This is a genomic window from Bacillus sp. z60-11 (assembly GCF_046464135.1).
Classification (GTDB): domain Bacteria; phylum Bacillota; class Bacilli; order Bacillales; family Bacillaceae; genus Bacillus; species Bacillus sonorensis_A.
In genome coordinates, this window is the sequence record NZ_JBIYSN010000002.1 from 138092 (window position 1) to 152894 (window position 14803).

At 46.3% G+C, this 14803-nt stretch carries 17 protein-coding genes; 3 read left to right on the forward strand and 14 right to left on the reverse strand.

Annotation, left to right across the window (positions count from 1 at the left end; genetic code table 11):
- Positions 1-78 precede the first annotated feature (78 nt).
- The 12 genes from sigF to ACINLD_RS07455 all read right to left on the reverse strand — a co-directional run bounded on the left by sigF (position 79) and on the right by ACINLD_RS07455 (position 9526).
- Positions 79-846, reverse strand: coding sequence for an RNA polymerase sporulation sigma factor SigF (gene sigF / locus ACINLD_RS07400; protein WP_026587693.1), 768 nt, complete (start codon positions 844-846; stop codon positions 79-81).
- 12 nt (positions 847-858) lie between these two features.
- On the reverse strand, positions 859-1299 hold the full coding sequence (gene spoIIAB / locus ACINLD_RS07405) for an anti-sigma F factor (protein ID WP_026587694.1): 441 nt from the start codon (positions 1297-1299) through the stop codon (positions 859-861).
- A complete protein-coding gene (spoIIAA, locus tag ACINLD_RS07410; RefSeq protein ID WP_026587695.1) occupies positions 1296-1649 on the reverse strand; it encodes an anti-sigma F factor antagonist in 354 nt (117 codons plus the stop codon). Before spoIIAA ends, spoIIAB begins: the two co-directional genes overlap by 4 nt.
- Before the next feature lie 93 nt (positions 1650-1742).
- On the reverse strand, positions 1743-2915 hold the full coding sequence (locus tag ACINLD_RS07415) for a D-alanyl-D-alanine carboxypeptidase family protein (RefSeq protein WP_026587696.1): 1173 nt from the start codon (positions 2913-2915) through the stop codon (positions 1743-1745).
- A 152-nt stretch (positions 2916-3067) separates the two neighbouring features.
- Positions 3068-3883, reverse strand: a complete 816-nt coding sequence (locus ACINLD_RS07420) for a purine-nucleoside phosphorylase (RefSeq protein ID WP_077737214.1) — start codon at positions 3881-3883, stop codon at positions 3068-3070.
- A 20-nt stretch (positions 3884-3903) separates the two neighbouring features.
- Positions 3904-5088: a phosphopentomutase gene (gene deoB / locus ACINLD_RS07425; protein WP_077736555.1), complete on the reverse strand. Its 1185-nt coding sequence runs from the start codon at positions 5086-5088 to the stop codon at positions 3904-3906.
- A 192-nt stretch (positions 5089-5280) separates the two neighbouring features.
- A complete protein-coding gene (gene xerD / locus ACINLD_RS07430) occupies positions 5281-6171 on the reverse strand; it encodes a site-specific tyrosine recombinase XerD (protein ID WP_026587699.1) in 891 nt (296 codons plus the stop codon).
- Between the two features lie 6 nt (positions 6172-6177).
- Positions 6178-6402 carry a YqzK family protein gene (locus ACINLD_RS07435; protein ID WP_026587700.1) on the reverse strand — a complete coding sequence of 75 codons (225 nt, stop codon included), beginning with the start codon at positions 6400-6402 and terminating at the stop codon, positions 6178-6180.
- A 118-nt stretch (positions 6403-6520) separates the two neighbouring features.
- Positions 6521-6970, reverse strand: a complete 450-nt coding sequence (locus tag ACINLD_RS07440) for a Fur family transcriptional regulator (protein WP_026587701.1) — start codon at positions 6968-6970, stop codon at positions 6521-6523.
- A 118-nt stretch (positions 6971-7088) separates the two neighbouring features.
- Positions 7089-7745: a stage II sporulation protein M gene (spoIIM, locus tag ACINLD_RS07445; protein ID WP_026587702.1), complete on the reverse strand. Its 657-nt coding sequence runs from the start codon at positions 7743-7745 to the stop codon at positions 7089-7091.
- A 118-nt stretch (positions 7746-7863) separates the two neighbouring features.
- Complete coding sequence (locus tag ACINLD_RS07450; RefSeq protein ID WP_256860482.1) at positions 7864-9195, reverse strand: PTS sugar transporter subunit IIC; 1332 nt, start codon at positions 9193-9195, stop codon at positions 7864-7866.
- 31 nt (positions 9196-9226) lie between these two features.
- A complete protein-coding gene (locus ACINLD_RS07455) occupies positions 9227-9526 on the reverse strand; it encodes a PTS sugar transporter subunit IIB (protein WP_077736553.1) in 300 nt (99 codons plus the stop codon).
- Between the two features lie 299 nt (positions 9527-9825).
- Between ACINLD_RS07455 and ACINLD_RS07460 the strand changes: the two genes are divergently transcribed.
- The 3 genes from ACINLD_RS07460 (at position 9826) to ACINLD_RS07470 (ending at position 12518) form a co-directional block, all read left to right on the forward strand.
- Complete coding sequence (locus tag ACINLD_RS07460) at positions 9826-11262, forward strand: NCS1 family nucleobase:cation symporter-1 (protein WP_372709710.1); 1437 nt, start codon at positions 9826-9828, stop codon at positions 11260-11262.
- A 122-nt stretch (positions 11263-11384) separates the two neighbouring features.
- Entirely contained in the window at positions 11385-11936 is a 552-nt protein-coding gene (locus ACINLD_RS07465) for a GNAT family N-acetyltransferase (RefSeq protein WP_077736552.1), read from the forward strand.
- Positions 11937-11957: 21 nt separating this feature from the next.
- Positions 11958-12518, forward strand: coding sequence for a GNAT family N-acetyltransferase (locus tag ACINLD_RS07470; RefSeq protein WP_077736551.1), 561 nt, complete (start codon positions 11958-11960; stop codon positions 12516-12518).
- 890 nt (positions 12519-13408) lie between these two features.
- Here the strand turns inward: ACINLD_RS07470 and ACINLD_RS07475 are convergent.
- On the reverse strand, positions 13409-14215 hold the full coding sequence (locus ACINLD_RS07475; protein WP_026587708.1) for a TylF/MycF family methyltransferase: 807 nt from the start codon (positions 14213-14215) through the stop codon (positions 13409-13411).
- Positions 14216-14338: 123 nt separating this feature from the next.
- Positions 14339-14794, reverse strand: a complete 456-nt coding sequence (locus ACINLD_RS07480; protein ID WP_026587709.1) for a GNAT family N-acetyltransferase — start codon at positions 14792-14794, stop codon at positions 14339-14341.
- Positions 14795-14803 lie beyond the last annotated feature (9 nt).

Genomic DNA, 14803 nt, shown 5'->3' on the forward strand with positions numbered 1-14803 from the left:
ATTACCACACGCAAAAAAGCCGGCCTCAGGAGAAAGCCGACATTTCAAGTTAAGGAGGCCGCCGTTAACGGCAGCCCTTTAGTTTTCCGAATGATCCATTTTGTTTTTGATCTGTTTCAAGATTTTTTTCTCGAGTCTTGATACTTGAACTTGTGATATGCCGAGGCGGTCGGCTACTTCAGATTGCGTCTTGTCCTTGTAGTACCTTAAATAAACGATCAGCTTTTCCCGCTCGTCCAGATCTTTGATGGCTTCCTTCAGAGCGATTTTGTCGAACCATTTATCCTCGGACTGATCGGCAATCTGGTCGAGAAGTGTGATTGGATCTCCATCGTTTTCATAAACCGTTTCATGAATGGACGAAGGAGAACGAACGGCTTCCTGAGCCATCACGACCTCTTCAGAGCTGATCTCAAGATGCTCGGCGATTTCCTGGACGGTCGGAATTCGTCCGTTTGACTTTGAGAGTTCATCTTTCGCCCTCCTGATTTTATTGCCGAGTTCCTTTAGCGATCTGCTGACTTTGACTGTCCCGTCATCCCTGATAAACCGCTGAATTTCGCCGATAATCATCGGAACAGCGTAGGTTGAAAACCGGACATCATAGGAGAGATCGAATTTGTCGACGGATTTCAAGAGGCCGATACAGCCGATTTGGAAGAGGTCGTCGGGCTCATAGCCCCTGTTCAAAAAACGCTGAACGACAGACCAAACAAGACGCATGTTTTTTTCTATGAGGAGGTCTCTTGCTCTTTGATCGCCGTTCTGGCTGTTTTTAATCAGTTCTTTTACCTCGTGGTCTTTAAGCTGAGTGTTCTGGTTTTCTTTTTTAACCTCCACATCCATAACAAATCTCCCTTAATTGCAAAGCGCTTTGCTTTTTGATAAGTGCTTTGTTAAGTGTATTGTGGTCCCCATCTCAGGTGAGGAGTCAATCGTGATGTCGTCCATGAAATTTTCCATAATCGTAAAGCCCATTCCAGACCTTTCAAGCTCCGGCTTGGTCGTGAACAGCGGCTGGCGCGCTTCCTCCAAATCGGTGATGCCGATGCCTTCATCGCGAATCGTTAAATAGACGGTATGGTCTTCAAGGGTGACAGAAATGTATACGTTACCCTGGCCTGAGTTTTCATAGCCGTGGATGATCGCATTTGTAACCGCTTCTGAGACAACCGTTTTAATTTCGGTTAATTCATCCATTGTTGGATCAAGCTGTGCAATGAAAGCGGCAACCGTCACCCTGGCGAATGATTCATTTTGGCTGAGCGCGGAAAACTGAATGTTCATTTCGTTTTTCATGACGCCACCCCCAATGTGACAAGCGCATGCTGTTCCGACTGCTCCAGACGGATGATTTTGAACAGGCCTGACATATCGAACAGGCGCTTGACCGCAGGGGAAATCGCACAGACGATCATCTCTCCGCCCACCTGTTTAATTTCCTTATATCTGCCCAATATGACACCTAGACCTGAGCTGTCCATAAACGAAAGGTCTTCAAGATTCAAAACAATGTGGCGGATGCCGTACTGCACGAAATGATCGCTGACTTGTTTTCTTAAGGTTTCTGCTGTATGGTGATCAAGTTCACCTGTTAACCGAACGCAAAGCACGGATTCTTTGACGTTAAAGTCGATTCCGAGGCTCATCCTCATTCCTCCTTGATTTAAATCGGATAATGAGTGTTTCGATTCAGACTTTGCAAATTCCTTCACCATGACAAAACTAGTGGCCGTTCGGCATTATTCACTCCACTTTGTCCAATTTGTCATCGTCCGTTTGAACAGTGTCCACATGCCTGCTTTTTCCATATCTTTTTCTGCGACAAGAGGGCTTTCATGGAGCACCTTGCCGTCTTTTTTGAGGACGAGGGTGCCTAGTTCTGTGCCTTTTTTGACAGGCGCTTGAGTCTCGTCTTTCAGTTTGACCTCTTTTTTGACGGATTCCATATTTTCACCTTTTTTCGTCAAAAGGGAAATCGGTTCTGATGTCACGAGGTTGATGTTTTGATCGCGGCCTTTATTGACCTTCAATTCGGAAATGACTTCACCCCGCTTATACATCGGATGTGTTTCATATTGACTGAACGCGTAATCGAGCATTTTTGTGACTTGCGCATTCCGATCCTTTGGCGTGCTTGCGCCGAAAACAACGGCGATCACGCGCATGTCTCCTTTTTTCGCCGAAGCCGTCAGGCAGTATTTGGCTTCATTTGTGAATCCTGTCTTGACTCCGTCGACACCCGGATAAAATTTGATAAGCTTGTTTGTATTGACCAGCCAGAATTTTTTATCCGAATCTTCTCTCAAGTAGTCTTCATATGTGCCCGTAAACTTCGTGATTTTATCATATTTTAAAAGCTCTTTGGCCATGATGGCCATGTCATAAGCCGTGCTGTAATGGCCTTCTTCAGGAAGACCTGTCGTGTTTTGAAAAGATGTATCTTTCAGGTCCAGCTCAGCCGCTTTTTCATTCATTCTTTTGACAAATTCCTCTTCAGATCCGGCAATATGCTCTGCCATGGCTACAGAGGCGTCATTTCCCGACCCGATGGCGATTCCTTTCAGCATGTCTTCAACGGTCATTTCTTCACCGGGTTCAAGGAAAATCTGCGAACCGCCCATTGATGCGGCGTACTCGCTTGTTCTGACCTTATCCTTCATTTTAATCTTGCCTTCATCAAGGGCTTCCATGATCAAAAGCATGGTCATGACCTTTGTCATGCTGGCCGGCGGAAGCTTCTCATGGCTGTTTTTGTCATACATGATTTTTCCGGTGTCCCGTTCGATCAGAACGGCGGATTTCGCTTCATGAGCAAGCTCCGTCGATTTCTTTCCACTTTCTTTGGCAAACGCGGATGGCGCTGTCATAAGGATTATCGTAAAAATCAGCAATTTGGATAAATGACGTTTCATCACCCAGACCTCCATTTCGTAATCCTTTTTATTTTTTCCAAATCAGGTGGATTTATACGGATATTTTGGTAAAAATTTCTCCAAATCTCAAAAGAAAAAGCCAATGTCAGCTCTCTTTTTTAGAACTGGCATTGGCTTGGATGATCGTTTATTTATTGCATTTGACCGATTTTCGCAACGGCGGCTTTGACAAACCGTAAAAAGTCGGCTTTTACTTTTTCTGTTACCTCGATGACTTCATCGTGTGACAACGGCTGATCGAGAATCCCGGCGGCCGCATTTGAAATGCATGAAATACCAAGGACGCGGAGGCCGGAATGCCTTGCGACGATGACTTCCGGAACGGTTGACATACCGACGGCATCGGTGCCGATCGTTCTGAGAAAACGGACCTCGGCCGGTGTTTCATAGGACGGGCCGGAAACCGCCGTGTATACACCCTCTTGTACGCTGATGTCCAGCTCCTCGGCTGTTTTCTTCGCCATTAGGCGAAGCTCTCTATCATAAGCCGACGACATATCTGGAAATCGTACGCCAAGCGCTGAATCATTGGGCCCGATCAGCGGGTTCGTTCCCATATAGTTGATGTGATCCGAGATGAGCATCAAGTCGCCGGGACGGAATGATTCATTCACACCACCTGCAGCGTTTGTAACGATTAATGTCGAGACGCCAAGCTCTTTCATCACTCTCACAGGGAAGGTCACCTTATCGAGAGAGTAGCCTTCATAAAAATGAAAGCGTCCTTGCATTGCGACGACTTGCACATTGTCAAGCTCGCCGAAGACAAGCTGTCCGGCATGACCTTCAACAGTAGAGACCGGAAAGTCGGGGATGTCTTCATACGGAATGTGAACGGCATCTTCAATCTCATCGGCGAGCACACCGAGGCCAGATCCCAAAATCAAACCGACAGCCGGTTTGTGCTCCGTCTTTTCTTTAATATATTGCGCGGCATTTGAAATCATCTGTTTCACGTCGTTTCCTCCTATTTCAGCAGGGATAAAAAGCTTTTTCCGTATGTCGGCATTTTCGTGTTAAAGTTGTCGGCGATGGTCGCGCCGATATCCGCGAAAGTGTCGGCGAGCGGAAGCTGCCCCGTTTGTTTATGTTTCTTGCTGTATACGAGAAGCGGAACATATTCCCTTGTATGGTCCGTCCCGTGGTGGATCGGATCATTTCCATGGTCGGCGGTGATGATGAGCACATCATCTTCCCGCATTTTTTCAAATACCTCCGGAAGCCTTGCGTCGAATTCTTCGAGCGCTTTTCCGTATCCTTCAGGATCACGGCGGTGTCCGAATAAGGCATCAAAATCGACGAGGTTGACGAAGCTGAGGCCGGTAAAGTCCGCCTCAAGCGTTTGGATCAGCTTGTCCATCCCGTCCATATTGGATTTTGTTCTGAGCGATTCTGTAATGCCCTCGCCGTCGTAAATATCGGAAATTTTGCCGATCGCAATCACGTCAAAGCCGTTATCTTTCATTTCATTCATGACGGTTCTGTCAAACGGTTTCAACGCGTAGTCATGACGGTTCGGCGTCCGTTTAAACTCACCCGGCTTGCCGACAAACGGCCGTGCGATGACGCGGCCGACCATATATTTTTCATCAAGCGTCAGCTCGCGGGCGATCTCGCAGATCTTGTAAAGCTCATCAAGCGGCACCACTTCTTCGTGGGCGGCAATCTGCAAAACGGAATCCGCTGATGTATAGACGATCAGCGCCCCTGTTTCCATATGTTCGGCGCCGAGTTCGTCTAAAATCGCCGTCCCTGACGCCGGCTTGTTTCCGATCACTTTTCTTCCCGATCTTTTTTCAAGTTCATTGATCAATTCATCAGGAAAACCTTCGGGAAATACCCGGAATGGTTTGTCTATGTACAGCCCCATGATTTCCCAATGACCCGTCATGGTGTCTTTTCCATTTGAGGCTTCTTTCATTTTGCCGTGGTAGGCAAGCGGCTGATCTGCCACCGGCACTCCTTTGATCTCGCGGATGTTGCTGAGCCCGAGCTTCGCCATGTTCGGCAGGCTGATGCCTCCCATATGTTCAGCTATATGGCCTAATGTATCCGCACCCTTGTCATTAAATTTTTCAGCGTCAGGCGCTTCACCGATCCCGACGGAATCCATAACGATTAAAAATACGCGGTTGTAATGATATGCAGGCATTTGATGGCCTCCTTTTTCCTATGATCTTTATGCTTGGCATAAAAAAACCAAAATACCGCTATTAGCCAAGTATAAACCGTTTACACAACGGTTGACAATACGAACGGAAATAGTGAGAAACTTCCCGCAATTCGTACGCCAAAAAAGCCTTCCCCCGGCAAATGAAAAACCGCGCCTTGTTCTCTAGCGCGGCTATGCCCGGGGATGATACTGCTTATAGACGTCTTTCAGTCTCGTTTTCGTGACATGGGTATAGATTTGCGTCGTCGAAATGTCGGCATGTCCGAGCATTTCCTGTACCGCCCTGAGATCGGCGCCGTTTTCAAGGAGATGAGTGGCGAATGAGTGCCTTAAGGTATGGGGAGTGAGCTCTTTTTGAATCCCCGCCTCCAAAGCGATTTTCTTTAAGTTTTTCCAAAACCCCTGCCGGCTCATCTGTCTGCCGTGATGGTTCAAAAACAGGGCGTCTTCCGTGTTTTTCTTCAAAAGCTTTCCCCTGGCCTTTGAGAGGTATTCTCCGATGGCATGTGAAGCCGCTTCGCCGAGCGGAACGATCCGCTCTTTCCTCCCTTTTCCGAAGCAGCGGATAAACCCCATCGACAAGTGGACATCGGAAAGCTTCAGTTCGATCATCTCGCTGACGCGGATACCTGTCGCATACAATAACTCCAGCATCGCTTTATCCCTGTACCCGAACGGGCTGGTGAGCTTCGGCGTGTCCAGGAGGATTTCGACCTCCTGTAAAGACAACACTTTCGGAAGCGTCCGTTCCGTTTTTTGCGATTCGATATGGACGGAGGGATCCTGGGCGGTCACTTTTTCTCTCAGCAGAAACTGGTGAAAGGCGCGGATGGAAGCGAGATGTCTGGCGATTGTCCTGCCCGATTTTCCGGCGTCTTTCAAATGCTTTAAAAACTGGATAATGTGGAGTCTTGTCACCTGATTGAGAGAAGTGAGACCTTCCGTTTTCTCCAAATGTGCGGCATAGTTGTTCAAATCCCGTTCATAGCTGACAACCGTGTTGTGGGAAAGCCCTCGTTCAACAACGGCATAATGGATAAAATCTTTAATATGAACTTTCACGCTATTCTACTCCCCGTTTAAATAAAAAAAGATTAACCGGTCAAACCAGCTGTTCTCGTCGTCTCCTTCCATCGAGGCGACCTTCATAGCGGCTCCTTCCGGTTTATCATACCGATGATAGTTTTCATACTCTGAATTTATCCATATCATAGCATAATAAAACAAGACGGTAAAACCGGTAAACAGCACGAACACTTTGATCATGTCGGCAGCCGTTTTCAGCATTTTCATCGCTCTCAGGTCCCTTCTTTTGATTCCATTACTAAAACTTATGCCAAAAGAGACAAGTTTTATACGTATGAATCAAAAAAGAACCCGCTCAGAGATGAAAGGGTTCTCGCTATCCGGTCTATTCCGCTTCTTTTTGCTGGCAGTCATGGCAGATACCATGGAATGTCAGCCTGTGGTCTTTTATTTTAAATTTCCAATCCTTTTCAACGATGTCTTCAACATCTTCAAGCAAATCTTCTTCAATTTCGACGACCGATCCGCATTCCATGCAGACGAGATGGTGGTGGAAATGAGCGGCTCCTTCTTTGCGAAGGTCATACCTTGACACACCGTCGCCAAAGTTGATTTTATCTACCACTTTTAATTCGGTTAATAATTCAAGCGTACGATATACTGTGGCAAGACCAATCTCAGGAGATTTCTCTTTTACGAGGAGGTATACATCTTCTGCGCTTAAATGGTCTTCCTCATTCTCAAGCAGCACCCTTACAGTTGCCTCGCGCTGAGGGGTGAGTTTATAGCTGGAAGAATGCAATTGTTTTTTAATTCGATCGATACGTGTTTCCATTGACTTTCCCTCCTACGCCGCATTACCTAGCTTATTATATCAAAATGGACGCGGAGAGCCAACTATAATCATTATAAATTGATAAACAAAATGAATATTTTCTAATAATGATTATAAATTAATGCTGTTTCGGCAAAATGTAGTTTGTCAATTTTTCCATCAACAGCGGTGAAAGATAAGCTTCCAATAATGAGGATGCAAAAGACATCGAAAGAATCAGCAAGAGGACAAGCGCGTACCGTCCAAACCATTGGGCCGGCGCTTCCGTGATGCTCCGCTTCACAAACAGCTGCCTGATGAGCCTGAGTGAAAAGGCAATCGCGCATGTGCCCATGATCAGGTAAGCCGGGATCAGAAGGACGTTTTGCGGGAGCACTGACACGAACGACAGGAAAAAACCGTTGATTCCCATTTGATTCACTAAAAAGCCGACTGTAAATCCGACGACGATCCCTTTTAAAAAAACCATGATAAAAATCACGGGCAGTCCGATGATCGAGATGCCGAGAATCCACATCAAACCCAAATATTTTATATTATGAAGAAAGCTTTGTACAAACATTTCCTTTGAGCCTGCCGCTTTTCCCTCGGAGAGCTGTCCAAAAAACCGGTTCAAATAATAGAACAAATCTTCTTTTTGGCTGATCGTCATACTGTTCACGATCACCGCGCCGAAAATCACACCCATCAAAAATAATACCGAAACAAATAAATAGATCGACAGATGATCCTTCAAATGCTGAAATATCTGTTCTTTCATCGTGTGTTTTCGCATCGTTCTTCCTCCCAGACGCTCTTTTGATTTTAATAGATTGTATGAGAGAAACGAGAACGGCATGACTTTTTTTAAAAAATAAAAGGAAGGCTTCAGGCAAGGCCTCCCTTTACGAGTGTTATGATTCTCGTTTTTCAGGCTGCTGATCCCCGCCGAGATTCGCTGTCTGATTGGCGGCGATCACAAACGGTAGATAGATGATCGTTGAAATGGCCAGACAGAGAAGCCCGACACCAAGCGCAATCCAATTGCCGCCCGTCCCGAGAAACGGAATCAGCGGGCCCGGGGTCGTCCACGGAACGGCATAGGCGATCGGCGGAATGATCTGAAACTTGATAAACAAATACCCGACGACAGTATTGACTGCCGGCACAATGATAAAAGGAATCATAAAGATCGGATTTAATACGACCGGCAGCCCGAAAATCACAGGTTCATTGATATTAAATAATCCCGGACCGATCGAAAGCTTGCCGATATCTTTGTAATCCCGGCGCTTTGAAGCGATAAAAATCGCGATCAAAAGCCCAAGCGTCATCCCTGAACCCCCGTAATTTGCAAAAGCGTCATTAAGCGCCCATGTCTCCGGGAAAGGAGCATTCCAGGCAGATCCCGTCTTCGCCGCGAAAGCGAGATTTTCCAGATTGGCTTCGGCAAAAATCGTTTCTCTGATCGCCGCGATCGTATTGGGCCCATGGATCCCGAACAGCCAAAGGAAATTGGCGACGACACCGAGAAAGACAACCGTGAAAATATTGGTGCCCATATCCCTTAACGGCGCTTGCAGAACGGTATAAACCAGTTCGTGCAGACCGTTTTTCGTCAGCGATGTCAGCGCGAAGCTCAAGATGGCAAAGCCGATGGTGATAAAAATGATCGGAAACAGCACTTTGAACGTCCTTGCCACCGCCGGCGGAACTTGCGGGGGCATCTGAATTTGCAGACGCTTGGCGTTTGAAAGTCTGCTGAACACTTCACCGACGATGATCCCGATGATCAATGCGACAAACAGGCCCTGGGCGCCGAGCCATTTCATTGTTAAAAAGCTTTCGTTTTCGATCAGGCGATACGGCGCATAAATGATAAAATAGCAGGAAACAGCCGTCAGGCCAGCCAGCAGCTCATCCGTTTTCATGGAGATCGCTAAATTGCGCGCTACGAGAAACACGACAAAGATCGACATAATGTCAAGCGATCCCCGTAATACAGGCGTGAAAACCGCCTGATAATCGGCTAAATTCGGAAACCATTTTTCAAGAAACAAAATTTTGGCGATGAACCCGTCCGGCGACAGGATGGCAAAGTTTAATAAGATGATAATGGAACCTGCCATAATAATCGGAAAGGATAAAATAAAAGCATCGCGTATCGCACAGATGTGTCGTTGTGAATTTAGTTTTGCCGCGATCGGAACTAAAAACCGTTCGACATTTCGTTCAAATTTCTCCATAAATCCGCTCAAAACACTGATCCCCTCCTTTTTATTCAATAAGCGCTAAAGCTTTTTCCAGCACGGCTTTGCCGTCCATTGTTCCGTAATCGCGCATGTCGATCACTCTAACGGGAATGTCTCCCGCTATTGATTCAACCTGGGATTTTTGATATCTGACCTGTGGACCTAAAAGAACGATGTCCGCGGAAGCAGCGGCGCTCCCAGCTTCTGAAACGGGCAAAGCGATGATGTCGACCTCTTCCTTCAGCACCTCTGCATGCTGTTTCATTCTGCTGACGAGCAGGCTCGTAGACATCCCCGCTGCACAGACCAATACAATTTTCTTCACATTGACCCCTCCTCATAGTGATCCGTACAGAAAGCGTTTTCATATTTGTGGATAAACGCCTTCCCGGTCTTTTATCCTATGAATGAAATAAACAACTGTTTCATAAAAAGCGAATATTTTTGCTCGCCCCTCTCCGGCATGTCTGATCCTGCTTTTAGTTAACCTTCATAAACGCTGCAAAAAAATTGTTTAGTTTGTCTGATGGAATTTTCAGATTCTTAAGTTATATTTCTTAAAAATGGAAGATCGGGAGGGATGACATGAAATCTAGCAGTCAAGAAAACATTCGCGGAGAACATATGCTGATGAACAAGGATTTGCTGCCTTTAAAGCCGGAGGAGCGCAACTGGAAAGCCGTCAATTTTGCCTCGATTTGGATGGGATGCATCCATAACATCCCAACATATGCAACAGTGGGCGGGCTCATATCTATCGGGCTTTCCCCGTGGCAGGTGTTGGGGATTATCGCTGTTGCTTCCCTTGTCCTCTATATCGCCCTTGCGCTGAATGGCCATGCCGGCGCGAAGTACGGCGTTCCCTTTCCCGTGCTGATTAGATCTTCCTTCGGGATTTTCGGCGCTAATATTCCAGCGCTTCTTCGCGGTTTTGTCGCGATTATGTGGTTTGGCATTCAAGCTTTCGCCGGCAGTACGGCGATTCACATCCTGGTTTTAAATCTGTGGAGCGGCTTTGAAAACATCGGCGGGGATTGGAATTTGTTTGGCCTTCGCTTGCCGGGCCTTTTGTCGTTTATTTTCTTTTGGGGGATCCATCTGCTCGTGCTTCACCACGGCATGGAGTCGATTAGGAAGTTTGAAGTCTGGGCCGGCCCGCTCGTTTATCTCGTTTTTGGCGGTATGGTATGGTGGGCGGTCGATATCGCAGGCGGACTTGGCCCCATCTATCAACAGCCGGGAACATTTCATACATTCGGCGACTTGATTTGGCCTTTCCTGGCCGGAGTGACGGGAATCATCGGCATCTGGGCAACGCTGATTTTGAATATTCCCGATTTTACGAGATTTGCCTCAAGCCAAAAGGAACAGATAAAGGGGCAGTTTTACGGTCTGCCGGGCACATTCGTGCTATTTGCCTTTGCAAGCATCACCGTCACGTCAGGTTCACAAGTGGCCTACGGCAAGCCGATTTGGGACGTGGTCGACATTTTGAATCATTTCGATAATCCGTTGATCATCGCGCTTTCAGTCATTACGCTCTGCATTGCCGCCATTTCGGTAAATGTCGCGGCAAACATCGTCTCTCCCGCCTATGATTTGGCGAATGCGCTGCCGAAATATATCAATTTTAAGCGCGGAAGCTATATGACCGCAGGCTTTGCCCTGTTTACGTTCCCGTGGAAGCTGATGGAGAATGAAGCAAGCGTGTTTTCCTTTCTCGGCACGATCGGCGGAATATTGGGGCCTGTCGCCGGTGTGATGCTTGCCGATTATTACATCATCCGCAGGCGCACGCTTCACATCGAAGAGCTCTACTCTCTAAACGGGAGGTACACGTACTATAAAGGCTACAATTACCGCGCATTTGCCGCAGTCGGGCTCGGAGCGTTTATGTCTCTGATCGGGACATACTTGCCGGCTTTGAAGCCGCTCTATGATATTTCATGGTTTTCAGGCGTGCTTCTCGCTTTTGCGGCATATGTCTTTTTAATGCGCATCCATCCACCCGGCGCCCTTAGAGATCAAACCGCTGATTACGCTGCCGAAAGCAATGGATAAGGTTAAGGCCGTAAGCTATAGACCGCGAAAGCGACCACCGCGGTCTATTTTTGTTATATTCAGTCATTTTCAACTAAAGAATGTGATAGACTATTGGATATAAAAAATGATTGGAGTACCTCATGAACGAAAAACACTTTGATGTCAAAGGGCTGAGCTACATTGTCAGGCCCGCCGGACGACAAGATGCAAAGGAATTGTCGGCTTTAAGGGTACAGATCGATGGAGAAACCGAATATTTGGACAGGGAAAAAGGTGAAGGCTTTATTGATGAAGCGGACTTTAGAGAACTGATAAAAAAAGACAGCGAACATGAACGCCGCTTGTTTTTAGTGGCGGTCGCGCAAAACAAAATCGTCGGCTTTTCAAGATGTGCCGGACAGGATTTAAAACGCTTCTCTCATCAAGTGGAGTTTGGTATATGCGTGCTGAAAGAGTTTTGGGGATACGGCATCGGAAACCGCCTTTTAAACGAATCGATTGTTTGGGCCGACACCGCAAGCATTCAAAAAATAACCCTGCGCGTGTCGGAAACAAATAAGAGGGCTTTTAGTCTATATCAAAAGCTTGGCTTTGAAATAGAAGGAATTTTAAAAAAAGACAAGCGGCTTTCTGACGGCACATATGAAAACACGATTGTGATGGGAAGATGGCATGATGAACAGGGCATTTAAGAAAAATTGGAGGAGACCCGTATGAATCCGATACTGCTTGATTTTCCGGACAGCTTTGAAACCCCGCGCTTTTTTGTCAGAGCTCCAAGGGCAGGCGACGGCGCGGCCGTCCATGACGCCATTCGAAAATCGTTGCCTGAGCTGAAGCCGTGGATGCCGTTTGCCAGGGAGCTGCCGAAGGCGGAAGAAACAGAAATCAACGTCAGACAGGCGCAGGCCGATTTTATTTTGCGGAAGGATCTGAGAATGCATATTTTCCATAAAGAATCCGGCGCTTTTATCGGCAGCACCGGCCTTCACCGCATGAACTGGGAAGCGAAGCGGTTTGAAATCGGCTATTGGTGCCATTCCGAATTTGCCGGAAAAGGATATATGACAGAAGCGCTCAAGGGCCTCATCGATTTCGCAAAGAACGCTCTCGGGGCAAAACGGCTCGAAATACGCTGTGACAGCACCAATCACAGAAGCAGAAAAATGGCTGAGCGGCTCGGTTTTCAGCTTGAAGCGGTTTTGCATCATGACGATCTTTCGAATGACCTGAGCGAATACAGGGATACTTGTATTTATGCCGCCGTATGTTAAGGTGTATTTTTTCCTTGAAATACAGTCAATGATATCATCAAGTCGGTTTTGAGCCGTGGATTCACCAAGCCCAGGAGCAGAGCATTAGAAAAGAGGATGTGCTGTGAAAAACGTTTGATCGGATTGGAAGAGGTTTGGTGTTTTGATACTTTTTCATGACCTTCTTTCAGAATCACGAATGATAATTCGTCCTGCTGAACGCGTTTTTTCAATTGAACTACAGAAAAAATTCCTATGGCCTATAAGGGTTTTATCATATACCTTTTCACTCGTTTCAAAATCCTTCGAAATACTAGAGCACTTAAAAATATAGCAAATAAAACAGTTCATACTTCATTACTTAAATCATATACAGAATTAAGAAACAATACTGCGATGATATACAGTGTTAAAAATATGTAAAACAACACTTCTCGTGTCCACCTCTATTCGTTTAAGAGCTTGAATTTGTTATTGTACCATGGATCCAAAAAGTGATAAAAATTCCCATACACATGGCAAAGAAAAAAATCTCTCTTTCCCTTCTGCTCAAATAAGAAAATGAATTTTGCATGAAAGGGCAAGCGAGCAAGTAGTTATAGACCCTCCAATGAGAAATACGCGCGCTTTGCGATGTTATGAAAAATGCGGTTTTAAAAAAGTGCGAATCCTTCCGAAATTAACTGCATGAGGCGAGCATCAAGATTGCGTGTTGATGGAATACAACAAACAAACTAAATCTCATCTCCTTTCACAACAGCCGCCTATTGCAAAGACGTCGCTCCCCTTCACCCGGTTTCTTGAATATTTTCCGGTATAACCTTAAGAAAAATGTACAGAAAAGAACTCGGAGAGTGAATCGATTTGAAAAAAGGTGCATCTAACCCTGAAGATGCACCTTCGGTTTTCCTTTACGGCTTTCGCCAATAAACGGAGTATGGATCGATGGGAACGAGCACGGATTGATCCAGCCCCTGTTCTTTCAGGAAATCAAGCACGGCTGCGCGGCATCCTTTTAGAGTGAAGTCATCAATAATGATAAAGCCGCCTTTTGACACCTTGTCATATAAATTGGACAGACTATCCATTGTCGATTCATACATATCGCCGTCAAGCCGCAAAATGGCGAGCTGGTCAATTGGAGCTTCAGGCAGCGTGTCTTTGAACCAGCCTTTCAAAAATTGAACGCCCTCATCAAGCAAGTCGTATTTTTGAAAGTTTTGTTTCACTTCCTCGAGCGAAACCCTTAAAAAATCAACCTTATGATGCCGGTCCCCCGTGTCTTGCGGGTATTTTTCGATGTCCGGCGCCGGCAGGCCTTCAAAGGAATCCGCCACCCACACTTTGCGGTTATCGACTCCATGCACTTTCAAGAACCCTTTCATAAAAATACAAGCACCGCCCCGCCATACACCTGTTTCGATGAAATCTCCCGCTATGTCTTCTTTCAATACCGTTTCCATGCACATCTGCAAATTGTTCATACGCACCCGGCCGATCATGCTGTGGGCAATCGGCGGCCAGTCCGTTCCCGCTTTGCGGGATTCAGGATTAGGAGCGACACAGCGCACAATTTTTAGATTGTTCCATCCGATCCTCCTTTGCAATTCATGCGGGACAGGTACATTGACCGGTATATAACGTTCATGCTCCTGCCAAATTTCAAATAAAATGGCTTTTTTTAATAGCTCTACATACATTTGCTCAGCCTGTTCCATATCATAAATGCCTCCTGTGCCAAACATTATATTTAGCATCTTATGTGTGATATGAAAGTCAGGTTCTGGTTATTTCAGCCAAAGAAAAATCCTCCTTTAGAAAAGGGAGGATTTTTCTCTGTTTTATTTTTTCTGTTGGACATTCTTGAGCATATCGACATGTGGGATGCCGTCTTCTAAATAGACTTCCGAAACTTCCGTAAATCCAAATGAGCTGTAAAAGGAGCGCAGATGGTCCTGGGCGCTGATTTTGACAGCCTTCTCTCTCCACTCGCTTTCCAAAAAACCGAGCGCCTTTTCAAGAAGCGTCTGCGCGTATCCCTTGCCTCTGTCCTCTTTGCGGACGATCACCCGGCCGATTGACGCCTCTTCATAAACCGCTCCGCCTGGAAACAGCCTGCAATAGGCCAATATCTCACCTTTTTCCTCTAAAAATAAATGGTGGGCCAGCTCATCCAAATGATCAAGTTCATGGTACGGACAGTTCTGCTCGACGACAAAGACGTCTATTCGCAGCTTTATGATGCGATACAGCTCGTCTTTTGACAAACCTTCAAAAGATTTCAGCTTCCACTCCATTCTCTTCCT

Bases quoted from the DNA above. Each gene is read 5' to 3' on its own strand.
- sigF (WP_026587693.1), bottom strand. From the start codon at position 846: ATGGATGTGGAGGTTAAAAAAGAAAACCAGAACACTCAGCTTAAAGAC.
- spoIIAB (WP_026587694.1), bottom strand. From the start codon at position 1,299: ATGAAAAACGAAATGAACATTCAGTTTTCCGCGCTCAGCCAAAATGAA.
- spoIIAA (WP_026587695.1), bottom strand. From the start codon at position 1,649: ATGAGCCTCGGAATCGACTTTAACGTCAAAGAATCCGTGCTTTGCGTT.
- ACINLD_RS07415 (WP_026587696.1), bottom strand. From the start codon at position 2,915: ATGAAACGTCATTTATCCAAATTGCTGATTTTTACGATAATCCTTATG.
- ACINLD_RS07420 (WP_077737214.1), bottom strand. From the start codon at position 3,883: ATGATTTCAAATGCCGCGCAATATATTAAAGAAAAGACGGAGCACAAA.
- deoB (WP_077736555.1), bottom strand. From the start codon at position 5,088: ATGCCTGCATATCATTACAACCGCGTATTTTTAATCGTTATGGATTCC.
- ACINLD_RS07435 (WP_026587700.1), bottom strand. From the start codon at position 6,402: ATGAAAATGCTGAAAACGGCTGCCGACATGATCAAAGTGTTCGTGCTG.
- ACINLD_RS07440 (WP_026587701.1), bottom strand. From the start codon at position 6,970: ATGGAAACACGTATCGATCGAATTAAAAAACAATTGCATTCTTCCAGC.
- spoIIM (WP_026587702.1), bottom strand. From the start codon at position 7,745: ATGCGAAAACACACGATGAAAGAACAGATATTTCAGCATTTGAAGGAT.
- ACINLD_RS07450 (WP_256860482.1), bottom strand. From the start codon at position 9,195: ATGGAGAAATTTGAACGAAATGTCGAACGGTTTTTAGTTCCGATCGCG.
- ACINLD_RS07460 (WP_372709710.1), top strand. From the start codon at position 9,826: ATGCTGATGAACAAGGATTTGCTGCCTTTAAAGCCGGAGGAGCGCAAC.
- ACINLD_RS07465 (WP_077736552.1), top strand. From the start codon at position 11,385: ATGAACGAAAAACACTTTGATGTCAAAGGGCTGAGCTACATTGTCAGG.
- ACINLD_RS07470 (WP_077736551.1), top strand. From the start codon at position 11,958: ATGAATCCGATACTGCTTGATTTTCCGGACAGCTTTGAAACCCCGCGC.
- ACINLD_RS07475 (WP_026587708.1), bottom strand. From the start codon at position 14,215: ATGGAACAGGCTGAGCAAATGTATGTAGAGCTATTAAAAAAAGCCATT.
- ACINLD_RS07480 (WP_026587709.1), bottom strand. From the start codon at position 14,794: ATGGAGTGGAAGCTGAAATCTTTTGAAGGTTTGTCAAAAGACGAGCTG.